The sequence below is a fragment of the Sphingobacterium corticibacterium genome, from assembly GCF_004208525.1.
GTDB classification, from domain to species: Bacteria; Bacteroidota; Bacteroidia; order Sphingobacteriales; family Sphingobacteriaceae; genus Sphingobacterium; species Sphingobacterium corticibacterium.
Window position 1 is genome coordinate 301,549 of sequence record NZ_SGIT01000002.1, and the last position, 24,408, is coordinate 325,956.

Here is a 24,408-nt window from a genome sequence, read left to right on the forward strand (position 1 = left end):
GACAGTATAGCGTCACACCATGAAATACAAACAAATTAATAACAATTCCATCAATCAGATTATGCTGATCATTATCATTGTATTGATATTGATCCTCGTTTTTAGTAATCTATTGTACTATCTACCTGGTTTTCTGGGAGCTATTACACTTTATATCTTGTTCCGTAAATCTTATTTTCATCTTACGGAAGTTCGTCGCTGGAAAAAATCGTTGGCCAGCATCTTTTTTATTGTATTATCGATCGTATTTATCGTCTTGCCCCTGTGGGCTTTAATAGATTATTTGATCGCACAGCTCAACAGCTTTTTAGGCAATCGCGAGGAGATCATTGAAAAATTTAACATGTTAAAGGAATACATGGCCGATAAGCCTCTCCTAAGGGATATCGACATGTCAGATGCCGCTTTATTAGCTTTTTTGCAAAACTTGACACGTTACGTACCTAGCATCTTAAACTCCGTTGCAGAGGTGGGCGTCAATATTATTGTCACGCTGTTTGTTTTATATTTCATGCAAGTACACGCAAAAAAGATGGAAATTACCATTTATCGCGCTATCCCCTTTAGCCGTATGAGCAAACAGGAGATATGGGATGAAGTAAACATGATGGTTCGCTCGAATGCACTAGGCATCCCTATACTTGGATTTTTTCAGGGAATCGTGGCAATGATAGGATACTGGATTTTCGGAGTCGAAAGCTACATCTTACTGGGACTATTGACGGGCATTGCATCGATTATTCCTATTTTAGGAACGATGACGATCTACGTTCCTATTTGTCTCATTGCTTTCGCAACAGGTTCTCTTGGCAACGCTATCGGACTAACGCTTTACTGTTTTTTCTTAGTAGGCGGAATCGACAATATTTTACGTTTCACCATTTTAAAAACCATCGGAAACGTTCCTCCCATGATTACGGTATTTGGTGTATTATTGGGCTTGAATCTCTTCGGCATGCTTGGTCTTATTTTTGGACCGTTGATTCTTTCTTCCATTGGCGTATTGGTAAAAGTATACAGCAATGAATACGGGAAAGGTATTATACGGGATTATACACACCGGCGTCGTATACCCTAACGATCAAAAACGGAGCGCTATATCGGTTTATCTTTACCAAATTATGGCGTGCGTACCAGCTTGTAAATTTCTCTCACTACCATCAGGTAGAATCAAAGTTGCACCGCTGTTTGCTGGTATCACAATATCTAGAAAGATTTTTTCGCCGCTTCTCCGCCAACTACTTTTTATTTCACCGTATGGGCCATCAAATCTGACACTAAAAGTATCTAATCCTTTCACAAAATGAGGCTGGAGAAGAATGTTCTTAAAACCCGGTGCATTCTCATCCGGTTTAATTCCGCCTAATGCCTTAAAAAACCATGCACCAATCTCTCCGAACATCATATGGTTATCGGAAATATCGCGAGTCGCATGTAGATCCCAGTTTTCTAAAAAGGTAGTTGCTCCCGCAGCAATCCAAGCCCCCCAGGACGGATAAGTATCACGCGATGCGAGCTGATAAGCTAAATCGGGATAACCATTTTCACTCAGCGCATTTAAGATCGCCTTTGCACCCAAAACGCCAACATCTATCTGGTTTCCATCAGCACGGACACGTTCTGACAAGCTTTTTGCCACAGCCTTAACCTTGTCGTCAGGAACAACGCCCCACATCAAAGCCATACTCAACTCTGTCTGTGTCCCCGAAGCATATAGTGCGCGTTCTTCATCGAAGTATTTGCTATTGATAGCGTCACGTACTTTACGCGCTAATGCCGTATATTTCAAATGGTCGTCGTCACGCCTCAACAACTTAGCAGCTTTTGCTAAAATTACAGCGTCTGTATAATAATAAATAGATGATGTTAGTTCTAACGATGACGTAGTTTTCACCGGAACCCAGTCCCCACGCCCCCAAGAAGTCAAACCGGCTGGACTTATCCATGTGACATAGTCTACATATCTTTTTATAGCGTCGTAATTATCTTTCAAGGGACGAAGATCTCCATAAAACAAATATAGGTTCCACGGGATGATGGCTATCGTACTTGTCCAATCTGTACCGTTAGCAGTACCATATCCCCATCCACCAGTGGGTATGATATCGGGTAAAACACCGTTGGGTTGTTGTTCGTCTCTATGATCAGCTAACCATTTTTCATACACAGTTATCCCGTCAAAATTATATAAAGCCGTCTCTATAGCAAAGTGCCCGTCTCCTGTCCATCCGTTCTTTTCTCGTTGCGGGCAGTCTGTCGGATAACCAAAAAGATTCGAAAGGTAAGAGTTGTTGTTAGCCCATGCAATACGGTTTATTAGCGAATCTGAAGAGGTGATATTCCCGATTGGCGGCACATCACTATGCATAAAATACCCCAGCAGATTGTCTTTCGTCAGATCAATCGGAGTCGAGGAGACTACTTCAATATAACGAAACCCCTTATAATTGAATTTTGGCATGAATGTATCCACACCTTTTCCACTCAAAATTACGATATCGGTTTGGAATGGATCTGTGTCATCCGTAGGGCGATAGTAGACATCAATATTCGACATATCTACGTGACCATTCTCTCGAAGACGTTCACCATGTATAAGTTTTATGACGGTACCTGCTTCTCCTTCGGCACTGAACTGCGTCACCCCAGCTATATTCCGTCCTAAGTCATAAAGATATGTCGAGTCATTCAACTTGCTGACCGATTGCGGAGATATTGCGTTCACATTCCGAATAGGATGAAGAGCTTGAGCAGTCACCAACGGAGCAGGAGCAGATCGATACATTACCTGCTGCCATTTACGATCATCAAAACCTACAGTATTCCACCCCACTTGTTCTAACCTAGCGTCATAATGTTCCGCCGTATATATATTATTCGATATAATCTCCCCTAGACTTGTTTTCCAATCTCGCTCAGACACGATGACCTCCGAACTACCGTCATCATATGTAATATGAAGATCCATACAAAATGCGGGTCGATTCCGCCAGGGAGCCTGGTCAAAATTCCACACGGCTTTAGCTTGATGGTTATACCAACCATTTCCTAAAATCACACCAACAGCATTTGCCCCCGATTGCAGTTCTTTCGTTATGTCATAGGTCACGTATAATATTCGTCTATCATAACGTGTATACATGGGATCAAGACGATGATCTCCTACGCGCTCCCCATTTAGCGAAACGTCATGTAACCCCGCAGTCGCTATATAAATCCGCGCATATTTCACGGTTTTTTTCACCATAAATTCTTTACGGAAGTAGGGCGCTTCCCGCTGATGGATGTCGTGATGATCACTAATCCACGCGCCTTTCCAATGAGCTACTCCCATCATACCCATTTCGAAAACGGCTACCTCCGAAGGCTTAGCCTTCCCGTCCCTATCCCATACAATAACTTTCCAAAAATAGCGTGTGAGCGGTCGAAGCCTCTCTCCCGCATAAGAAACCAACATATCCGACTCAGCCTGTTTACCTGTATCCCACACTGTCCCCAAATTATCAACTACTGACATGGAATCCGTATCCACTATAACCTGATATGCGGTTTGAAAAGCACCTTGTCTACTATCTTCCATCTTCCAAGTTAATCTTGGATTAGAAATATCAATCCCTATAGGATCCGTAAGATACTCACATTTTAATTGAACAGGTTTACCATTTTTGGCGAGAACTGCGGTGGAAAAAAGTAGACCAAACAGCATCAACGCAATGAATGTATTTATCTCTCTCATGTTCAGATATTTAGGTTCTGCCAGACGCTAGCTCAATACTTCAGCGACGACAAAGTTACTTCCTCCCACAAAAATTAAATCCCCTTCCTGATAGGCATCTCTTGCTGAAGTCAAAGCATTGCCTACAGAGGGGTATGCTTCTCCCTTCAATCCGTAGGACGCTGCTTTATCTTTCAACTCCACGGCGGGCATGGCGCGTGGCATAGCTGGGTTACAAAAATAATAAACGGCTTTTTTCGGAAGTTGAGGCAGCATATGACTGATGTCTTTATCACGCATCGCACCAATAATAACATGCAATACCGTATGTGGGGTGGATTGGATATTGACCATAACCTCCCGAATACCATCTTCGTTATGACCTGTATCACATATAATAAGTGGATTCGCTGACAGTGTTTGCCACCTTCCCTGTAGGCCCGTATTCCGCACCACATCAGCAAGTCCCTCACGCAACTGCTCTTCTCCGATTTCCCACCCACGTTTCTTAAGTTCATCCACTGCCGTCAATACGCCCAAAACATTTTTTTGTTGATAATGCCCTGCCAAACCGACATATATCTCTGTGCGCTGCTGATTTACGTAGTCTAGTATTCTTAATGCTAATCCTTCTTCTTTACGTTCGTAGGTCTGTACAGCGAATTCTGTTGAGGCAAAACGCAATGGAGCATTCATTTCATGGGCTTTCTGTTCAAAGACATAAGCGACGGTCTCATCCCGTTCCGATAAAACAACGGGTATCTGTGGCTTGATAATGCCGGCTTTCTCGCTTGCGATTTCAGCTAATGTATTCCCAAGCAAATCCGTATGATCCATCCCGATATTGGTGATGATACATAACTCCGGACGTAAAATATTAGTACTATCCAATCTGCCGCCAAGTCCTACTTCGATAACCGCAACGTCTACCTGCTCCGCAGCAAAATAATCGAATGCCATGGCTACCGTCACCTCAAAAAAAGATGGTTGTATATCTTCTATCAAGGACCGGTGTTGATTCACAAAATCGATTACGTTTTCTTTTGGGATCATGGCTCCATTTATTCGGATCCGTTCTCTAAAATCAACAAGATGAGGTGATGTGTATAATCCCGTTTTGTATCCGGCAGAAGCCAAAATAGAAGCCAATAGATGGGAGGTGGAACCTTTTCCGTTTGTACCGGCAACATGGATAGACTTAAATTTGGTATGGGGATTCCCTAATGCCTGACATAAACGCACCGTATTGTCGGTATCTTTTTTTATCGCGCTTGCACCGTCACGGGTAAACATGGGTAATCGAGCAAACAGATACTCGATTACCTCATTATATGTTTTTATCATGGAAAGGCTACCTAGACTTGAAATTGAAAACGATTGTCCCCTGTTGAGATTCTGGCGCATTAGGTAATTGGTTTAGTCGAGCCGATAGGACAGCCCGTTCAATTTTCTCCCATAATCCCGGCTCTGACAACGTTGTACCCGACCGACCAGCCCGGGCGGAAGTAATTCTTCCTTCCTTGTTTACCGTAAATAATACCACAACGCGGCCTGGTCGTTGACCTTTATCATCAAATCTGGGAGGTACCGCCCAATTTCTATTTTCTATAGATAACATCATATTACCATCACCAGATCCCCCATCCCCATAATTGCTCGCCAATGGATCGCCTAGATTACTGCCCTGATTTCCGGGTACAGTTCCCGTTCCATCTCCTTTTCCGGTAGCATTATTTTGCTTGCCCCTATATAACGCATTTGGATTAACCGCAGGTTTTGATTCTTTCTTTTCAGGGGTAGCCACATCTGCATTCGCCACTACCGGCTTTTCCTGTTTCGGCACCGCAGGAGCATCGTCCATATCTTGTGTTGCGACGACTTTATCCGTTACCTGTTGTGATGGTGTTGGTACAGGTGTTGTATTTGGGTCTACTTTATCGGGCTTCACATTATTGGCATCTTCACTCATCGATGGTTCGTCGACACTCATATAGTCGTCTCCCATTCCCTCATCAGCGGTACCATAGTTAACAATGATCCCTCCCATACCATAACGTGGTATATCTCCCCCAAAAACGATAAAGAAACCGATTAACACGAATAAACCCATCACCGCAGTCGATAGACCGAGTGCCTTGGGCATATTATTTTCCTCTTGTGTATGGTAGTACATGTCTAATTCATTTACCTTTTGACCATGTGATTGTCAAATCGTTTAATGCTAATCCCTCTTCGGTTCCGTTGCTAAAACCATCCTTACGCTATTCCTATTCGCGATATCCATGACAGAAATAACATTCTGGATAGGAACCGCACTATCTGCATATAACATAATTGTCAATTCTTCACCTTGGGCTATATTCGATTGAATAAGAGGCTCCAATTGTTCTAAACTGACAGGTTGCTTATCTACATGATAGATCAAGTCCGACGTAATGGAAACTGTCATGGTCTTTTTTGCGACCGATTGTTCGCCTGCGCTAGACTTCGGCAACAACAACTTGACTACTTGAGGATTTGCCACCGCAGAGGCCAACAAGAAAAACAACATCAAGAAAAACATAATATCGTTCAACGCCGCGGTATGTACCTCCGCTGTAGGCTTATGTCGTCTATTCCTTAAATTCATTTTAAAAAGTTTTATGCCCCCGGCTCATCCAATAAATCGATAAACTCTACCGCCTCGGTTTCCATCCGAAGAATCAACCGCTCTACCATCATGTTCAATACGTGATAACCAATATACGCCAAGATACCTACCGTCAATCCACTAGCCGACGCAATCATTTTCACATAAAGGCCACCCGAAACTGTACCAATATCAATACCTCCTGCCATCTCTACCTCACGGAAGATCTGGATAACCCCAAAAATGGTTCCGACGAAACCCATCATCGGTGCGATACCCGCTACGATACCCAAAATATTGATATTTTTCTCCAATTTAGAAACCTCTAGTTTACCAGCATTTTCAATAGCGCCTTCGATATCTTTAATCGGCCTCCCTACGCGTGCTAAGCCTTTTTGGAGCATCCGTCCCAAAGCGGAATTGTTGGAGCGACATATGGCAACTGCTGCATCTAAACGTCCCGACATCACATTACTCTTTACCTGTGACATTAAACCTGTATCCGATTTTGTCGCTTTCCTAATTGTTATATACCGCTCAAAGAAGATAACCAATGCGAGAAATAAAAGAAACGTGATGGGAATCATGATCCATCCTCCTTTCATCAACATCTGAATCATGTTTAGGCTCTCCTCCGTTGTCGCTAACTGTATAGCCTGTTGTTGAACTGTGTTCAAAGAATCCATCTCTTGCATAAATAACATTGTCTTTTTATAATATTTGTTATAGGGTTTATTTACTTTATTTAATCTGATCCGGCCAAGCATCCCGAATGTGATGTCTTTGCACATATTTTAATGCCGAATCCGCCTCCTGTTTTGTTGCGTAAGAATCCCAGATCACTTTCTTACGATTTTTCGCTAAGTTGCTTGGAATGACCCTCACCCGAGGGAATCCAGCTTTTTGGTACGATTCCGCTTGTTCATAAGCTTGCGCCAATGTTTTGTGTGAACCTATTACAATCTGCCAAGTGTGGTGTTCGGGAACCAACGGCTCCTTCGCCCCTACTTTTATTTCCGTACTGTCTATAGTATTCTGTATTAGTGAATCAGCGACAAGCGTAGAGTCTCCCACAAGAGAAAACGCGGCTGTATCTTGTTCATTCCGGTTCGAGTCGACAGTCGGCACAGATACCTGCTCGCGTGACACTGTTGGTTGGTTTTGGTTCGCCAAATACAACGCGACCATGATACCCAACGCGACCAACACCATAATAACATACCATATCGTGTTACTGCGCGATGCCGGCGCTTCCTCTTCATCGGCAGTTTCTGGAATCACAATATCTGCTGCAACAGGTTGCTCTATCTCTGCAGTTGTTTGTATTTCCTCCTGCGGTTCCTCTTCAACAACAGCAGGCTCATCGTCTAAATGCGTCACCGCTGGTTGTTCTGGTTCCGGTATTTCCTCTTTTACAGATTGTGGCGGACCGGCTATTGCTTCTACGGGCTCATAATGAAAGCCCGATAAATCCAATGCTTTAAACACATAACTGTCTCCGTAGCTTACCAAATGACCTAAGTCATCCAATTTGGCCTGACCATCGGCATGTACGCGGCGAAGCAAATCCGCTACTTGAGACGCTACAGATTCTTCAGCTTCCTTCCGGTCGATAAGCTGAAGCTGTTGTATATATTGGATGAAATCGTATCCTTTCTGGCTTGTCCGATCAAAATCAATATACGTAATGGGAGGAAGATAGACATTCCGCTTCTCATCATACGTTGCTGGCGTATGATTCCGTCTAAAAGAGCCTAACCCTTCTACGTATACTTCAGGTTGCCTTTTTAACAGATTATAAACGTTTTTACCTAAATTCATCCTAGTTTCTATTAACTTACAAAGTTATAATGTTCTGCGCTTAAAATGAAAAATTTAAACCGCCGAGCACGTTAAATCCGAGCTTCGGATAATATAAATATGTTTGATATTCGGTATTGAACATATTATTTGCTTTCACAAAGAGTCCCAGCTGTTTGGTTGCCTTATATTCTGCTCCAGCACTCAAGTCGAAAAAAGAAGGTACTTCTTTTCTGTAATAATCTGCCGAAATTACGGTACCTGTACCTGCATCGTAATCAAAGGTTTTTCCATAGGAAACACCGTGGAATAACGCTTCTGCATCTATATATAATTTCTCCGAAATATTAAATCGTGCATTTGCGGCCAACCGTAGCTTTGGTGTGTGCCAAGCCTCTTCTTGTTGTGCAGTCGTATATTGGTCAATATTCAGTCGACCGCCCAAATTTACGAGTTCGGAAAGGCGTACATTAAGTTCTCCCTCTATCCCCACATGTTTTACCGCTTTATCGCCATCGCCGTCATATACTATATCAAACTGAAAAGGAGTCCCCATATTGTTAACAAACAAAGGCATCCCTTCCAATTGCCTATATATCGCTTTTACCTTATATCCGAATGTAGCCCCTGCATTGCCTTTAATCCCTCCAAAGACGTGTAAACGCTCTACCATATTCTGAATAGCTAAGTTAGGTCCTAAGAACGGATTTTGTCTGGCAAATTCCCGGTAAGAAGCCTTTTTCACACCACCATTTACCCCTCCAAAAATATGGAAATATTCGGGAGCCAATGCAAAGTCCACTTCCGCGGACGGAAAAATATTGAAGCTGGTACTATCACCAAATTCAGGAATAAAATTAGCGCCTAACGTAATAGCGTAATTATCTCCTTTAAAACGGATATAAGGATTTAAAATGGCTAGAGAATTCTTTGTTCTTCCCCCATTAGCCACATTGTTAGTCCCATCTACACTGTTGACATCCACACTCACATTCGCGCCAATGTTAAAAGCACTTACACGCTTGTTTAAATAAGCAGATAACGCAACAGACGTTTCCTTCGCGTCAAACTTATCACTAAACGAATAAGCATCCAACTTTGCGGAATAGCTTAATGCTTGATCGTCATTCGGGTCGTAATTACTAGTCAACTCACCAGTAAAGTAGATATCGTTGAATGCCTGGCTCTCCGGTGACGGGTTCAAGGTCGTCATGCCGTCATTTGCCAAGGGTATTCCGTAAAAGTTGGTGGCATAACGGTTATAGCCGACTAAACCATCTACCGTAAATAAAGGTAGAATTCGCTTGCCGAATACCCCCACTTCTTGACGAGAAAACTTTTGTCCTTCCAGACTTCCTTTTTGACTTAAATGTTTCAGGAAACCGCCTACCTGCATATCCTCATATTCATCATAAGAGAAATAGCCTTCACCCAAAATGGTGTTGAAATTTCCGAGACCAAACTTCACATAATTACTTCGTAGATCTTGTGCTTGCGAAAAAGGTGTTTCCTGCACATTTAGTTCTTTTAATCCCGTGTTAATATCCAACTTTTTGTCAGGTATATTTCCATAGGACAGTTTCGGCATATAGCTGCGCTTGTTTGTCATATCCGGACTGCGGCGAATTTTAACCGCATCTGCAAGAATAGGTCTATAATCACGGACGATATCAAAAGAATCGACCGTTACCGGTCTATCAGGAACGGTATCCCGCCCCTGTGCATATCCCTCCACACCTATACCAAGTAATAACGCCGTGATGGCGTACTTCCCAAATACTGTTTTATGCAAGTTCATCATTCTCACCTATGCTTATTATTTCAATTTTTGTAAACGAGACTTGGCTTCTTTTAGCACATCGTCCTCTTGATTATCATAATTATCGATTACACTTTCCAATGTTGATTTCGCTTGGAAGTTATCTCCTTTGCCAGCGTATGCATCTGCCATCAAGATAAATCCTTTTGCTACCCAATAATCATAAGACGAAAAGGTATTGGCAATATCAAATGCGGATTCGATTGCTTTATCATATTGCTTCGATTTCAACTGTTGTTCCGCCACACGGTATCTTGCTTCTGCTCCAGTAATTGTATTACTCTTTAATGCCGCTAGATTAAATTCTTTAAGTGCATCTGCAGGTTTGTTGGTCGCGACATACGCTTTGCCAGCATAAAGATGTGCCAAGGCGATATCTTCTTCGGAAGATTTATCGTGTTCCTTCACCAATTTCGCATAGTTCTGCGTTTCCACATAATCGCCTATATGATAGTAGGCCATCAACTGGTTATTGATGGCAAAACCGTAATTCGACTTATACTCGGACGTTAATTCTAATTTCCTTAATACCTGCACAGCCTCGTTATAGGCCTTCTTCTTCAAATGTAGCCGGGCAACACTGACCAGTGTTTGCTCGGTATAAGCACTCGTCCAGTCGTTCATAATAATATTAAAATCATGAAGCGCTTCACTGTCTTTGCCTAGCCGGGCATAACTTTCTCCTCGGATAAATCGTGCATGTTTCTCCTGAATGGGTTTTGGAAATTTATCAAAATAGGCGTTGATAGCTTCTACGGCTCCCTGATAGTTACCTCTATCAAATAGTGTTTTTGCGACGCTAAAAGTATGTCCGTCTTGTTCCGCTGTGCTTAGATCACCGATATTTGTACTCGTTGCATAGCGAATATAGCCGGTAGCATCTCCTTTATCCAGGTAAATATTCTCGATAGAACGCATGGCTTGTTGTGCCTCATCCGTTATAGCATATTGGTCTACTACACGCTGAAAAGTCTTTAATGCCGCATCGTTATCATTTTTATTATACTGAACTAATCCAATCGTAACCAATGCCCTCGGTACGTAGCTACTACGCGGGTAATCTTCCACCATCTGCTGTAAGCCACCAATTGCACGGTCATGGTCTCCCATTAAGAAATAAGTATAGGGAATTTCAAAAGCCACGTCGTCCGCATAATTTGATTTAGGATATTTTTGGATAACAGAATTTAATGTAGCGATTTTTGCATTATTATCGCCTTGCAACCCCTGTATAATTCCTCTTTGGAATAAGGCATAATCTTGGCTTGCGGCATTCGAATTAATCAAGCGGTTATATTGCTCCATAGCCCTACCGTAGTTCTTCATACCGAAATAAGAGTCGGCCAAGCGGGCAATAGCATCGTTGCGTGTGTTCAATTCTATGCCATCTTTACCTCCGGTTGCCAAGAAGCGTTCAAAATAATTAGCGGCCGTATTATAACGATCGTTACGAAACGCAGCATAAGCTAGTGCATAATTCGCGTAGCTATAAACATCGGTTTTACGAGCTGCCGGCAGTTGCATGAACTTATTGAAATTTCCTACTGCCTCCCCATATTTACGCACTTCGTACATCGCTTCTGCTTTCCAATATAACGCCAATGCATATATCTCTTCATCATACCGGTTAGCTTCAGAACGCATGAACATAGATATAGCATTCTCAAAAGCACGTTCATTGTAGAATTCCAAGCCACGATAATATGTTACCTTCTGATAGGCCGCATTTGCCTCCCGACCGCGTTTTCCGATACTCTCCAAAATATCTACTGCCGCACGGTAGTTTTTTGTGCTCAATAATACCTCCGCCAATAAGGTTTTTGCTTCTTCCAAACGTGCAGAACGTGGGTATGTATCAAGGTACTCCTGCGTTGCGTCCAAGGCCACCTGGTGAAATTCCAATTCATAAGACAACTTGGCGTAATTAAAAAGTCCCTCTTCTTTAAGCTCAGGATCAAAATCCAGCTTTGAAGCCCGAAAGAAAGCGTTACGTGCACTTTGCTTATTTCCGGTTTTCAAAAAAGCATCTCCCAGGGTAATCATAGCGCTCTGGTAATAGGCATCTGGCTCGCTCAATTTCTCCAATTCAGTGATCGCTTTTTCATAGTCTTTCAACCTATAGGCAATATAACCTATCTGATAGCTATCTTGGTTATTTTGTGTTTTGCCTTGATCTTGGGCTTGAAATTTATCGTAATAGTTTTTTGATTTTTCTAAATCTCCTTTGATAAAATAAGTCGCTGCCACAATACGGAAAAGCTCCGTTTCGTTCTCTTGCTTGGTACGATCTAGAATCGGCAGCGCATAATTTAAGACATCATCGTAGCGCTTATCCAAGAAATACAGTGCCGTGATATAATAAGGATAACTATTCTCATAAGTCTTCGAACCCTCTAATCGCTCAAACTCATTGAGGGCCGTTTTATATTCTGCGTCTAAATAAGACAAATAAGCATAGTAGTAAATAGATGCTTCCTGATACGAACCGCTTTCATCTTTCAATCGCTCAAAAAGGGGTTTGGAAGCCTCATAATCATCGGTCATAAATTTTGCGTAAGCTAGTTTAAAACGATACTCTACATTCTCCGCTCCCGCGAGGTTTTTACTATCAATCTTCTCAAACCATTCGATGGCCTTGGTATAATCTTTTTTTGCGTAATATGACCGACCAATCTGAAAATAGGCTGCTTTAGAATTCGCGCTTGCCGGATAATCTTTAATATATTTCAAGAAACGGGATTCGGCATTGGTATCGCCTAACTCAAGCGCACAGATGGCCTGATAAAAGCGAACATTTTCTTTGATTAAGGTCAGCTCCTCCGTCTCGTCCAGTTGCAAGGTAGATTTAGTCCGGATGTCTTCGACTCGATCAAACTGCTTTGCTGCAGAGCTAAATTTCCCTCTTTCAAACAACTCCATTCCGGATTTGTACGCATTGTTTATCTGTTGCCAGGCCGTTTGTTGTCCAAACGCAGTAGCCCCCATTAAACTCAATGCCACTCCTACACCATAAATTTTCTTATTCATACTGATGAATTATTCAACAACTAAATCTTCGCATTATACATGAAAACGCCTCACCTCAAGGCTCAATTCTTCAGGATACTAAATTATAACTAAACTTTCACGTTTTCCTCAAAAGTTCTTAACATCTGTTGGTAACCATGCATTTATAACGAACTTTTTACCCAAAAAATATGCCCAACTTCTAAAAGCCGAGCATATCGCTATTTTTTAACTTTTTTTGATCACAAACCCATTATTCTCCACTCACCACTCTTCACTCAATTTACCCTCTCTGTCCGGCAAGCAGATAAAGAACAGCCATACGTACAGCTACTCCGTTTTCGACCTGTTCCAAGATAATAGAATGTTTACTATCCGCCACATCCGACGTAATCTCCACTCCCCTATTAATGGGTCCCGGGTGCATAATTGTAATCTCCTTGTCTAGCGAATCTAATATTTCTTTATTAAGGCCATAAAGCATCGTATATTCCCGTAAAGACGGAAAATAACCTATATCTTGCCGCTCTAGCTGTATACGTAGCATATTCGCAACATCACACCACTGCAAAGCTTTACGTAAATTATGTTCTACCTTAACGCCTAGTGAACCGATATATTTCGGAATAAGCGTTGTCGGCCCGCACACCATAACCTCCGCACCCTGTTTTTGTAAGCAGAGAATATTTGACAACGCTACACGGGAATGCAGTATATCACCAATGATGGCCACTTTCCGTCCCGCAACATCACCAAATCGTTCCCGAATAGAAAAAGAATCAAGTAACGCCTGCGTAGGGTGCTCATGAGCCCCATCTCCGGCGTTGACAATCTGTGCATCGATGTGTTTACTCAAAAAAACACCAGCTCCGGCATAAGGGTGACGCATGACAATCATATCGACTTTCATGGCTAAAATATTATTGATCGTATCAATCAGGGTTTCGCCTTTACTAACCGAGGAAGAAGAAGCGGCAAAGTTGATGGTATCTGCAGAAAGGCGTTTTTCCGCGAGTTCAAAAGACAGACGTGTACGCGTAGAATTTTCGAAAAACACATTTGCTATGGTAATATCCCTTAGGGAAGGCACTTTCTTTATGGGTCGATTTAATACTTCCTTAAAATTTGCTGCTGTATCCAGGATAAGTTGAATATCATTTTCATTCAAATCCTTTATTCCTAGAAGATGTCTTGTACTTAGTTGCTCTATTGTAGTTGACATGTTATGAAAATTTTCTGTCGCTTTATTTCTTGTCTGTAATCAGCACGATACTATCCGCCTCGTCAATATCCTGCCAGCTCACAATTACCTTTTGTGAATCTATAGAATCTACCTGTATGCCAATATAATCAGGCTGAATAGGTATTTGGCGCGAAAAACGACGATCGACAAGCACAAGGAGTTCCATTTTCCCCGGTCTACCGAAAGCCTGTATCGCATCCATAGCGGAACGAATCGTTCGCCCGGTCCAGAGCACATCGTCAATCAAAATAACCTCTTTATCATCGACCATAAAGTCGATATCGGTACTATTTGCAATCAACGGATTAGCACCTTTCATTCGAAAATCATCCCGATAAAACGTAATGTCTAGAATACCGAGCTGAACCTCTACACCGGTCATCGCTTTAAGTTCCTTTTGGATACGTTTTGCCAAATAGGTACCACGCGGTTGGATTCCGATGAGCACAGCATTGGAAAAATCGCAGTGATTCTCAATCAGTTGTTGACACAGACGCTTGATTGTTATCTGAAATTTAGCTCCTTCTAATAAAATAGATTGCTTCATTTTGGGAATATTTAAGCAAAAATAACGTATTTTTTGTGCTTTTCCTCTTTTTATTCGCCAGCTTGTTCAAAATAATGCCTGTACATATTGAATAATGCATCGACTTGTTTTTGCAATTCGGGCTGGTTGACTTCATCCAATAGTTGTTTATAGCGCTGAATCGATGCCAAACCGAAACGCATATTCCGATATTCCAGATTAGACTTCGTTTGTGCTACCGATTCGTAATAAGCCATATTCTCCCGGATAAATGTTAGGTTTCGCTGTGTAATTTCATTTGCCTTTGCCGATTCACCCACCTCATACATAGCACTTAGCAACGGCACATACCCCATTACCTCCGACATTAGATAAGCCCTTTTTGGCATATTTTCGTAAGCGTTCAACACCAAATTTTTCGCTTTGTCTTTCTCCTCTGCCGACAGTAATTGCTGGGCCGACTGACCATATATAGAGCCCACATACATACTGATATAGCGATAGGAGTCCGGATCAATATACGACGCATTTCCAATATTACCCCATGAAAACTTATTCATTACATTGTCATATATCTGGTCTATGTTCTCAATCGTCGAAGGATCTCCCTCCTGCAATCCGAAATCTACCGGCATCAAACGATAAGCAAAGCCTTCATTCACTAAATACCTATCCAATCCCATATAGTTGCTTTCTGGCGTCGTAATCGTATAATATATGGGGCGTTCCCAATTGTTGTTCGCTAGAATCGCCAACATAGAAAGCTCGGCTCGGCTTGCATAGTTCTGGCTGTATGTCCAACGCATCGTATCCACAATATTACTTTCCCATTCTTTAGGAACAACATTATGGGCTAGTACCGCTTGTCTATCCACCGTCAATTCCATTTTCTTGGTCGGCAATACATTGACGAACTCACCGCTTTGCAATTGCGCCTTATTCTGTGGATTGTCGGATAACATTACTTTTAAGAGGTCTTGTACAGGAACATATCCCGGAATATTATAATCTTGATAATAAATGACATCACGCACGCCATCTTTAATCAATTCGGGATCAATATTGATCGGTAATGCGTCGGCATCATTGACTTTCTTCATCATCTGTTTCATATACCAATCGGCACTAAGCAAACTCAAATTGACAACGCGCACATCTGTACGAAAACCTTCCACCTCTTGCACATACCATAGTGGATAGGTGTCGTTATCGCCATAACTGAATAGAATCGCATTGGGGGCACAGGATTCCAGATAATTTCGAGCCATGTCCCGGGCGAGGGATTTCTCCGAACGGTTGTGATCGTTATAATTTTGCGCGATCAGAATGACTGGACCTGCTAATACGCCGATGATTGCTGCGGCATACCCTGCAACCTTTACGTTTGTCTTTTTTCGGAAAAAGTCTGCAATCGCCAAGACGCCTAAGCCTATCCAGATACTGAAGGCATAAAAAGAACCCGCATAAGCATAGTCTCGCTCCCGAGGCTGCAATGGGTTTTGGTTCAGGTACAATACGATGGCAATACCGGTAAAGAAAAATAGTAACCCCACGACACCAGCGTCACGCTGCCGCCTACCAAAATGCCAGAAAGCTCCCAATAACCCCAAGATAAGCGGAAGGAAGAAATAAGTATTACGAGAGGGGTCTGTTTTCGCCGAGGTAGGCAGTGTATCCTGTCCGCCAACCAGCATATTGTCGATTGGCTTAATACCACTGATCCAATTCCCTTCGGTAAACGAGCCATGTCCTTGTTGGTCATTTTGGCGACCTGCAAAATTCCACAAGAAATATCGTCCGTACATGTGTCCTATCTGGTAGCCAAAGAAGAACTTCAGATTATCGGCAAATGTAGGCGTTTCATCAGGTCCTAATCCCAAATATTCACGATAATATTCGGCGTGCCCCCCTTTGTCACTATAAATTCGAGGAAAAATCGTTTCCCTATCGTAGGTATATACCGGATTACGTTTAGCAACGACATATTTATCACCGTCTTTTCGGTATACTTTTTTACCATCTTCTACCCCCGTCGGGCGGGCATCAAAGAACTTACCTTTAAAAAGTGGTTCATCACCGTATTGTTCCCTGTTCAAATAGCTAAGAAATGAAAACGCATTATCTGGATCGCTATTATTCAACGTCGGATTCGCTTTTGCCCGGATCATAATCATGGCGAAAGAACTGTATCCCAAAATAATAAAAGCCGTACTAATCATGGCTATATTTAAGACATACTTCTTCTTTTTAACGGAATAATAGATCCCGTAGATCAATCCGCCAACGAGTAGTATAATAAAGAAAGCAAGTCCGGATCCAAAACCTAAGCCTAGCGTGTTCACAAAAAACAAGTCAAAATACGCCGCAAACTTAACGGAATATTGAATAACACCCCAGAGGATAAAGCCTAACACAACTACCCCTATCGCCAATGCCTTTAAAATTCCCGCCCCACTACTTTCTTTTGTTTTCCGGAAATAAATAACCAAGGCGATAGCAGGGATAACCAACAAGTTCAGCAAATGCACACCAATAGACAATCCCATCACATACGCAATGAGGATGAGCCACTTATCTGCTTGGGGTTCATTTGCTCGTGCTTCCCACTTCAATATTGCCCAGAAAACAACGGCCGTGCACAAGGAAGACATGGCATATACTTCAGATTCAACCGCAGAGAACCAAAAAGTATCCGTAAAAGCATATGCAAGCGCACCTACTACGCCGGAAGCCATCACCATAAATAACTGAGAAGAACTAAGTTCCGCGTCACCTGATGTACCGACAAATATCTTCCGCGCCAAGGCTGTAATGGTCCAAAACAAAAAGAGAATCGTCAGCCCGCTACATACAGTCGACCCGATATTCATCCAAAAAGCGATCCGGGCGGTGTCTCCCATGGCTAAGTTAGAAAAGAGATTCTGTATCATCAAAAACAGCGGTGCACCGGGCTGGTGTACAATCTGCATTTTATAAGCGGAGGCAATAAATTCACCACAATCCCACCAACTCACCGTACGTTCAACCGTCATGACATATACTACCGTCGCGATGACTGCACATATCCATCCCAAAAGGTTATTGATCTTCTTGTAATCCATTCTATACTAGATAAGGTTATTCTAAAATACGCTCCGAAAATAAGGAATACTAACCGACTATTAAATATTATTTGCACATTTTAACGAAGTTTGTTAAAAACAATAATGCCAAGAGGCAAGGTATCGTGCCTCATCTAAAAAATATTTCATTGAGAATCAGTCTGGATATAGGATTTTGGATATTTTTTTTTGTAAGTTTTAAAAACTGACGTATATTTGCATCGTCAAAACGGAAACAAGCTGTTTCGACAAATGTTTGTCCCATAGTATAAGGGTAGTACAAGTGATTTTGGTTCATTTAGTCTTGGTTCGAATCCAGGTGGGACAACAAAAAAGAGCGCAGATTTTGCGCTCTTTTTTTGTTTCTAACACCTTGATTTATGAAAGTCCAAATATTTCATCAAGCATATTAAATCGTCAACCAAGCGCTACATAAAATGCATCCCTAAAATGTGCTGCACACCGAAAATCATAACGACTCTTGTATGAAAATATGTTTGGATGAAGCCTTCTTATCATGGTTCAAAAACTTTCTGGTTACCAATGCTGTCTGTTGGAAAAGCAACTTCAAACTCGGCATAGACTCGAAATTCTTCTTTTGTTTCTTGATAATCAGATTTTAGGTAATACTTCACAATTCTGTATTTCCCGACTTTGTAATCAATTTCTTCGGTGAAAAGGCTTTTTTCATAGGTATAAAAAACCGATGGTGAGAAGTTATAACCTATATCCTCGAAAGCTTGCTCGGGCGACACGTTTATCCACTCCTTATTCTCATAACGTTCAATCCAATAATGTAATCCCGCCGATATGGTTTCTCGCGTATTATTTGTCATGGTTACTTCTACTGTCTCGGGGAGTTCGGAGAGCTTAACTAAATTTGGTTTCACCGATAAGGTCACGGCATCCTCTTGTATTGGCGTGCCACTTGATATAAAAGTTGCCGAGATGATAAATAAAATAATTTTTTTCATACTGTTTTTTTATCCGAAAACAGAAACCCTCAAAATTGAGCGTTGTAAAGATTAAGATTATTACTAATGGGGCAATCTTTCTCTAAAATAGCCATATACCCATGTTCCAGCCACCGCACATAGCAGGGTTACGGCAATGACGGATGCGCCTGTACCAATCTGTGCAAACAATGGCCCGGGACAAGCTCCGGTTATCGCCCAGCCGAAACCAAAAATCAATCCTCCGTATACCTGACCTTTGTTAAATTTCTTTGGCGAAATGGTAATTTTCTCTCCATGAATTGTTTTCACGTCTAACTTTTTGATCAACCAAACAGAGAGCATCCCTACGACAACAGCACTACCAATAATTCCATACATATGAAACGATTGCAGACGGAACATCTCCTGTATACGGAACCAGCTGATGACTTCCGATTTAACAAACAGTAAACCGAAAATCATTCCAACAAAAAGATATTGGAGGTTAGCATACCACTTACGATTCAACTGACTTTCGCCGACACACATTGTAGTCTGCGATTTTTTTTCTGCGTTTGTATTGGTATTGTTCATCTTGTTTTTTGCTTTTTAAAGTGAAAGTATATAGGGCAAAATCCAGTTTGCCATCACGAATCCACCTATCATGAAGCATATCGTGGCAACAAATGACGGCCACTGTAAATTCGACAATCCCATTATAGAATGTCCACTGGTACAGCCACCAGCATATCGGGTACCGAATCCCACCAGAAAGCCCCCTACAACGATCAATATAAACCCTCGCGGGCTAAACAGCGCATGCCAATTAATGACTTCCTCTGGGATAAGGTTATTGTAATTGGTAATACCGTAGCCCGCCAACTCATCGGTTAATGCCGGATTTACCTCCATAGGTTGTGGGTTCGCCAAAAATACTGTTGCCAGTATTCCGCCAAGGAAAATACCGAAAACAAAGAATAGGTTCCATGTTTCCTTTTTCCAATCGTAATGAAAAAACGGTATTTTCGCCGGCATACAGGCGGCACAAATGTGACGGAGGGAGGAGCTGATTCCAAAAGATTTATTACCCAATAGGAGCAATGCAGGCACCGTCAGCCCAATCATTGGCCCCGCAATATACCAGGGCCACGGTTGTCTCAAAAAATCCAACATATTTGCTTTTTTTATGTAAATGTTTCCACATACAAATCTATACAAATTAACATATCTGATTTGTCACATTGGTTACATAGTGTTATTTTTTTGCTTAGCAGTATACCGGAAATAATGAATACATTAGAACATTTAAAGGTGATGCAAAGTTATGTGACGCTAGAAAAGATAAGTCAACCCAATCGTTCCACCACCATGAAAAGTATTTCTTTTCCGATCGGCTCCCCAAAATTTCCATATCACCCCTTTAGTTCCGGGTTCGCGATCAATCGCTTCCGCATAGGTAAATGATGGCGCTGCATATACTTGAAGATACCGGTTCAAGTTGACTGCAGGAATAAGACGTAATGAACTTCTATTGGGATCCACATACCTAACGTGTTTATCAAAATGAGTCCGATGAACCAGTTCTGTTGACAACATAAACCGTGGTTTATGTACGAGATGCGCCCCAATGCCCGCTTCAACACCATACTTAACGTTGTAGTCGTTTACATAGGTCCCTATAGCTAAAACACTATACATCACCCGTCCACCACTTCTGAGACTCAAATTAACAAACTTGCTTTCATCGACTCCTAATGAAAGTTGACGAGAACCATTTCTGATCCAGTTAAATACCCCTATAGGGTAATCACTACTATCTGCAATATTAAGAACAGCAAGCTGGACGCCATGCACCTTTTTGGCTACATTAATGCCGCCTGCAAATTGGTTTCCCACCTCACCCTTCGTTAAATTCATCACGCCGGCCAATTGTATATTCTTTGCCGCATGGTTAGCCAGATTGATTCCACCTGTCAGTTGCATTCCCGAAACGAGCGTATCTGCACTGTTCCATGCTCCTGCCAATTGTATACCGGAAAGCTTATTCAAACTAACATTGCTAATTCCCGCAGCCTGCAATCCTTCAACATTTCCTCCAACCACGTTAAATAAACCTGCAAATTGAACACCATGCATATTAAACTGATTGACATTAAAGGCTCCCGCAAGTTCCGTTCCCGTTACACCAGCGGTATATCCACCTATGATATTTAAGGAGAATTTATTAACCACCTGTGAATTAAAAAGACCATGTGTACTCAACCCAGGAGTCATCGATACCTGAAAAGGACTATACACAAAGAAGCCTCCTAAGTTGAGGTTTTGTACCCGTTGCCTAGAACTTGTAAAAAACCTACCAAACATGGTATTTGAAATCATCTTACTGGAATCAGAAGCATAGTAATATCCTGTTTTCCTCTCCTTCCCTACATATGCAACCTCTACCGGAAGCAATAAGACAAGCATTGTATCACGGTAATTTTCTTTACTCAAGGCTATTGTAAAAGTAGTCTCTGGATGCTTGACGTCCAATTCAAAATAGCCACGCTTATTGGTGAGCGTAGCGGTCTGATATGTTGTCCGGTCATACACGGTCGCAAAACTAACAGGCACGTCTGTACGGATATTCTTGACATAACCCGAAATCCTTGTTCTATTATTTTTGATCGTATCCAATTCAACCGTGCTTATGTCCATCCGTTGCGGCGCATATCTTATAATAACATGCGAATTGGTCTCTTTAAAACTATATTGTGTCCCAAGCAGTTGTTCTAAATAATCTACTAACAAACCTTGATAACGATCTACATAAACTTCTTTATCTAAATCCAGTAACTTACTGTCGTAAGAAAACAATATCGACTGATTATGTTTCAGCACTTCAAAAACTTCTCTTATACTCGCACCGTCGAATTTTGGCACTTGTATATGGCCTGAAAGTATATTTTGGCTGCAAGCAGGTAAACAGTTGAAAATTATAATTAATGCAACTAGTGCAAAAAGTTTAGATTTACGGATTATATATAGGATGATTTTCAAATGGTTATTAAAGTTATTATACATAGACACGAGGCGCTTAATTAATGTAATAGACGTCATCTTTTTTACTCATTTTTAAGTCGAACGTTTTCAGAATTACATCTATAATTTCCGTTAGATTCTGCTGTTCGAATGTTGCTGTATAGGTTAGATTCTTTACTTCTGGATCCTCAATCAAAAACTTTTTTTGATAAGCTTTCCCTAAGATTTCGAAAACTCGCGGCAAAGGTGTGTTCTCAAATGTAAATTCCTGATGGACATAATACCGATAAAGCTGATCCGGCACGGTGTCAATACGAACCTTCTGATCAGAAGTATCTGAAACGACGATCATCTGATTCGGCTTTAAAACGATTTTCTGTTTGTTATAGGCGACTTGTACAGCACCACTTGCGACAATGACCTCTGTATCCATTCCGTCACGCCGAACATGAAAGCTTGTTCCCAACACTGTGATTTTACTTTTACCACTTTCGATAACAAAAGGATTATCTGGGTCTTTTTTCACGTCAAAAAAGACTTCTCCGGCAAACAATCGAACCCTCCGATCTTTCCCAAGCCAGTCTTTTCGATAAATCATTTCCGCGCGCGTATTTAGATGTACTGTACTCCCATCTGGTAGTCCAACATGCTGAACTTGCATATCCGTTTTTAATTTCTTTTCTACACGCAATATAGATTGGAGTCCCCAAAAAACAAATGCTCCGAACAACAATAGCGATGCTGCCACGCGTATCCAATTCAGGTGATTTCGTTTTCTATTGTCACGCATCCGAACAAAATCTGACCAAGCCTTGTCAACATCTATTTCAGGAACCTGTTTACGTTCTTCTCCAATATCCCATACTCTTTTCATTTCCTCCAATTCCTTTTTATTGTCGCTATGTTCAGCAGCCCAAGTTTCCACCAAAAGACGCTCTTGATGATCAGCTTCTCCGACGATGTATTTTATTAATAGTTCTTTCATAATCCTATCATGATGATTAAGGTCAACACATTTAAATAATCTGCAAGATGATGCCGCAAGTGTTTCAATGCTTTAGTCATATGGCCTTCCACCGTTTTCAACGACAACGTCAGCATCTCGGCTATTTCTTGGTATTTCAACTCCTGAAACCGGCTCATCTCGAACACCATTCGACTTTTTTCAGGCAATTGGGACAGTGCCATATGCAGCTGTTTCCGCAATTCGGCGTCACTTTGTTGGGCGCAGGTATAATCACCTCTATGCTGCTGATCTATTTCATATCTCATTTTTATTTGTTCTCGTTTGATAAGATTTACACTTTCATTATATACTGCACGGTATAGGTAGGAACGGACAGAAGTATGGATACCTCGTTGCCAATCTTTTTCCCACAGTCTCAAAAAAACCTGCTGAACAGTTTCTTCAGCCGTATCAGCATCTCCTAATATCTTAAAAGCATATCGATGCAGTTCTCTAAAATGAGTCCTGAAAACTTCTTCAAATTTTTTCTCTTTATCTAACAGCATAGTTGTATCCTGAATGCACTACTATTTATGAAGACAATCAAATTGACTTCCACCCTTAAAAATTTTCACCTTTTATTTTTACCACGTTGCTTTTCCATTGAAACAAAAATAGACAAAGCCTTTTTTATTTATTTTTTTCATTTCCGGTAAGGGTATGGCTGGAATAAACTGTCATAGTTCTAAAACAATAGGATAGATAACATTAAATCTTAAACGTAATCACAAAATGAAAAAAACGCGAAAAATTCAAAAACAAGTCAAGTACGGATTGATGATTTCCACATTATGTCTTGGCTTACAGCTAACAGCAGATGCCCAGGACATAACATACGGCTTAAAGGTGGGCGCTCTATACAACATGCCAAGCTATGGCAATAAAGCGGTTAGTAATTCTGAATCGAAGTTTGGTATACAAGCGGGAGTTTTTGCCCGAACTTCTGAAAAGCTCTATTTGCAGGGAGAATTAAGCTTTTCCACTTTTAAATCGAAGTATGCTTTCCAACAGCAGAACCACAACCCAACATTCTATCAATTGAATTTACCTATCCAATTGGGATACAAAATTGTCGAAACCGAACAAATGAATTTGAGAGCTTCGGTAGGACCTCAGGTAAACTACAACCTAAAAAAAGTTAACGCCACTAATAACACAAATTTCAATACGTTTACTTATGACGGTGTCGTGAACATCGGAACCGATATCAATCGTTTTATGATAGATCTTCGATATAATCACTCGGTTAACAAAACGAGTAAAGCTCTTGATAGTCGAGATCGAATAGTTGGCTTATCTGTCGGATATAAGTTTTAGGTTGCAAAGTATCTGTCAGGGACAGATTTCATTATAGAGCTTTCTTCATTTGAGGAAAGCTTTATCTTATCTAAAAACGCTCACCTTAAAATAATCATCCAATAGGTCTCTCTAGTTTCGTCAACAAATAATTATTCACTTTCTATGATGTCTGTTATGGCTTTTTCTATCTAAAACAAAAAAAGCCCGACTTTTGTCGAGCTTTTTTGTCGGGGTGGCAGGATTCGAACCATTATCATACCCTACTTTTACTTTTCTTATTTTATTCTGATTATTAGGTGTTTATAAAA

Annotated in this window: 19 protein-coding genes; 2 read left to right on the forward strand and 17 right to left on the reverse strand. The window is 41.3% G+C overall.

Annotated features, from left to right (window positions below; translation table 11 throughout):
* Positions 1–19 precede the first annotated feature (19 nt).
* The gene (locus EWE74_RS09985; protein ID WP_130141411.1) at positions 20–1,078 is read left to right on the forward strand and encodes an AI-2E family transporter; all 1,059 of its coding nucleotides are present in this window, start codon (positions 20–22) and stop codon (positions 1,076–1,078) included.
* Positions 1,079–1,111: 33 nt separating this feature from the next.
* Here EWE74_RS09985 and EWE74_RS09990 read toward each other — a convergent pair whose 3' ends face one another.
* The 17 genes from EWE74_RS09990 to EWE74_RS10075 form a co-directional block, all read right to left on the reverse strand.
* A complete protein-coding gene (locus EWE74_RS09990) occupies positions 1,112–3,736 on the reverse strand; it encodes an alpha-L-rhamnosidase (RefSeq protein ID WP_130141412.1) in 2,625 nt (874 codons plus the stop codon).
* 27 nt (positions 3,737–3,763) lie between these two features.
* The gene (locus tag EWE74_RS09995; protein ID WP_130142359.1) at positions 3,764–5,056 is read right to left on the reverse strand and encodes a bifunctional folylpolyglutamate synthase/dihydrofolate synthase; all 1,293 of its coding nucleotides are present in this window, start codon (positions 5,054–5,056) and stop codon (positions 3,764–3,766) included.
* Positions 5,057–5,066: 10 nt separating this feature from the next.
* A complete protein-coding gene (locus tag EWE74_RS10000) occupies positions 5,067–5,888 on the reverse strand; it encodes an energy transducer TonB family protein (RefSeq protein WP_130141413.1) in 822 nt (273 codons plus the stop codon).
* Between the two features lie 48 nt (positions 5,889–5,936).
* Positions 5,937–6,344 (reverse strand): ExbD/TolR family protein, encoded by a 408-nt coding sequence (locus EWE74_RS10005; protein WP_130141414.1) that lies wholly within the window; start codon positions 6,342–6,344, stop codon positions 5,937–5,939.
* 11 nt (positions 6,345–6,355) lie between these two features.
* On the reverse strand, positions 6,356–7,030 hold the full coding sequence (locus EWE74_RS10010) for a MotA/TolQ/ExbB proton channel family protein (RefSeq protein WP_223857538.1): 675 nt from the start codon (positions 7,028–7,030) through the stop codon (positions 6,356–6,358).
* Positions 7,031–7,085: 55 nt separating this feature from the next.
* Entirely contained in the window at positions 7,086–8,165 is a 1,080-nt protein-coding gene (locus EWE74_RS10015) for an HU domain-containing protein (protein ID WP_130141416.1), read from the reverse strand.
* Between the two features lie 40 nt (positions 8,166–8,205).
* Complete coding sequence (locus EWE74_RS10020; protein ID WP_130141417.1) at positions 8,206–9,945, reverse strand: porin family protein; 1,740 nt, start codon at positions 9,943–9,945, stop codon at positions 8,206–8,208.
* A gap of 15 nt (positions 9,946–9,960) precedes the next feature.
* Positions 9,961–12,990: a tetratricopeptide repeat protein gene (locus tag EWE74_RS10025; protein WP_130141418.1), complete on the reverse strand. Its 3,030-nt coding sequence runs from the start codon at positions 12,988–12,990 to the stop codon at positions 9,961–9,963.
* Positions 12,991–13,252: 262 nt separating this feature from the next.
* The gene (locus tag EWE74_RS10030; protein WP_130141419.1) at positions 13,253–14,191 is read right to left on the reverse strand and encodes an aspartate carbamoyltransferase catalytic subunit; all 939 of its coding nucleotides are present in this window, start codon (positions 14,189–14,191) and stop codon (positions 13,253–13,255) included.
* 22 nt (positions 14,192–14,213) lie between these two features.
* A complete protein-coding gene (gene pyrR / locus EWE74_RS10035) occupies positions 14,214–14,759 on the reverse strand; it encodes a bifunctional pyr operon transcriptional regulator/uracil phosphoribosyltransferase PyrR (RefSeq protein WP_130141420.1) in 546 nt (181 codons plus the stop codon).
* Positions 14,760–14,809: 50 nt separating this feature from the next.
* Positions 14,810–17,839 carry a glycosyltransferase family 117 protein gene (locus EWE74_RS10040; RefSeq protein WP_130141421.1) on the reverse strand — a complete coding sequence of 1,010 codons (3,030 nt, stop codon included), beginning with the start codon at positions 17,837–17,839 and terminating at the stop codon, positions 14,810–14,812.
* Between the two features lie 515 nt (positions 17,840–18,354).
* Positions 18,355–18,813: an immunoglobulin-like domain-containing protein gene (locus EWE74_RS10050; RefSeq protein WP_130141422.1), complete on the reverse strand. Its 459-nt coding sequence runs from the start codon at positions 18,811–18,813 to the stop codon at positions 18,355–18,357.
* 63 nt (positions 18,814–18,876) lie between these two features.
* Positions 18,877–19,368 (reverse strand): YeeE/YedE family protein, encoded by a 492-nt coding sequence (locus EWE74_RS10055; RefSeq protein ID WP_130141423.1) that lies wholly within the window; start codon positions 19,366–19,368, stop codon positions 18,877–18,879.
* A gap of 15 nt (positions 19,369–19,383) precedes the next feature.
* Complete coding sequence (locus tag EWE74_RS10060; RefSeq protein ID WP_130141424.1) at positions 19,384–19,947, reverse strand: YeeE/YedE family protein; 564 nt, start codon at positions 19,945–19,947, stop codon at positions 19,384–19,386.
* A gap of 159 nt (positions 19,948–20,106) precedes the next feature.
* The gene (locus tag EWE74_RS10065) at positions 20,107–21,696 is read right to left on the reverse strand and encodes a peptidase associated/transthyretin-like domain-containing protein (protein ID WP_130141425.1); all 1,590 of its coding nucleotides are present in this window, start codon (positions 21,694–21,696) and stop codon (positions 20,107–20,109) included.
* A 154-nt stretch (positions 21,697–21,850) separates the two neighbouring features.
* Positions 21,851–22,780, reverse strand: coding sequence for a FecR domain-containing protein (locus EWE74_RS10070; RefSeq protein ID WP_130141426.1), 930 nt, complete (start codon positions 22,778–22,780; stop codon positions 21,851–21,853).
* Positions 22,777–23,307, reverse strand: coding sequence for an RNA polymerase sigma-70 factor (locus EWE74_RS10075; RefSeq protein ID WP_130141427.1), 531 nt, complete (start codon positions 23,305–23,307; stop codon positions 22,777–22,779). Before EWE74_RS10075 ends, EWE74_RS10070 begins: the two co-directional genes overlap by 4 nt.
* A 226-nt stretch (positions 23,308–23,533) precedes the next feature.
* On the opposite strand from EWE74_RS10075, the gene EWE74_RS10080 reads away from it, so the two are divergent.
* Positions 23,534–24,118, forward strand: a complete 585-nt coding sequence (locus tag EWE74_RS10080; protein ID WP_239018618.1) for a porin family protein — start codon at positions 23,534–23,536, stop codon at positions 24,116–24,118.
* Positions 24,119–24,408: the final 290 nt, after the last annotated feature.

Excerpts from the sequence above, each read along its gene's own strand:
- EWE74_RS10080 (WP_239018618.1), top strand. The coding sequence starts at position 23,534 with ATGAAAAAAACGCGAAAAATTCAAAAACAAGTCAAGTACGGATTGATG.
- EWE74_RS10055 (WP_130141423.1), bottom strand. The coding sequence starts at position 19,368 with ATGAACAATACCAATACAAACGCAGAAAAAAAATCGCAGACTACAATG.
- EWE74_RS10030 (WP_130141419.1), bottom strand. The coding sequence starts at position 14,191 with ATGTCAACTACAATAGAGCAACTAAGTACAAGACATCTTCTAGGAATA.
- EWE74_RS10005 (WP_130141414.1), bottom strand. The coding sequence starts at position 6,344 with ATGAATTTAAGGAATAGACGACATAAGCCTACAGCGGAGGTACATACC.
- EWE74_RS10015 (WP_130141416.1), bottom strand. The coding sequence starts at position 8,165 with ATGAATTTAGGTAAAAACGTTTATAATCTGTTAAAAAGGCAACCTGAA.
- EWE74_RS09990 (WP_130141412.1), bottom strand. The coding sequence starts at position 3,736 with ATGAGAGAGATAAATACATTCATTGCGTTGATGCTGTTTGGTCTACTT.
- pyrR (WP_130141420.1), bottom strand. The coding sequence starts at position 14,759 with ATGAAGCAATCTATTTTATTAGAAGGAGCTAAATTTCAGATAACAATC.
- EWE74_RS10060 (WP_130141424.1), bottom strand. The coding sequence starts at position 19,947 with ATGTTGGATTTTTTGAGACAACCGTGGCCCTGGTATATTGCGGGGCCA.
- EWE74_RS10000 (WP_130141413.1), bottom strand. The coding sequence starts at position 5,888 with ATGTACTACCATACACAAGAGGAAAATAATATGCCCAAGGCACTCGGT.
- EWE74_RS10075 (WP_130141427.1), bottom strand. The coding sequence starts at position 23,307 with ATGCTGTTAGATAAAGAGAAAAAATTTGAAGAAGTTTTCAGGACTCAT.
- EWE74_RS10050 (WP_130141422.1), bottom strand. The coding sequence starts at position 18,813 with ATGAAAAAAATTATTTTATTTATCATCTCGGCAACTTTTATATCAAGT.
- EWE74_RS10025 (WP_130141418.1), bottom strand. The coding sequence starts at position 12,990 with ATGAATAAGAAAATTTATGGTGTAGGAGTGGCATTGAGTTTAATGGGG.
- EWE74_RS10010 (WP_223857538.1), bottom strand. The coding sequence starts at position 7,030 with ATGGATTCTTTGAACACAGTTCAACAACAGGCTATACAGTTAGCGACA.
- EWE74_RS10040 (WP_130141421.1), bottom strand. The coding sequence starts at position 17,839 with ATGGATTACAAGAAGATCAATAACCTTTTGGGATGGATATGTGCAGTC.
- EWE74_RS10020 (WP_130141417.1), bottom strand. The coding sequence starts at position 9,945 with ATGATGAACTTGCATAAAACAGTATTTGGGAAGTACGCCATCACGGCG.
- EWE74_RS09985 (WP_130141411.1), top strand. The coding sequence starts at position 20 with ATGAAATACAAACAAATTAATAACAATTCCATCAATCAGATTATGCTG.
- EWE74_RS10070 (WP_130141426.1), bottom strand. The coding sequence starts at position 22,780 with ATGAAAGAACTATTAATAAAATACATCGTCGGAGAAGCTGATCATCAA.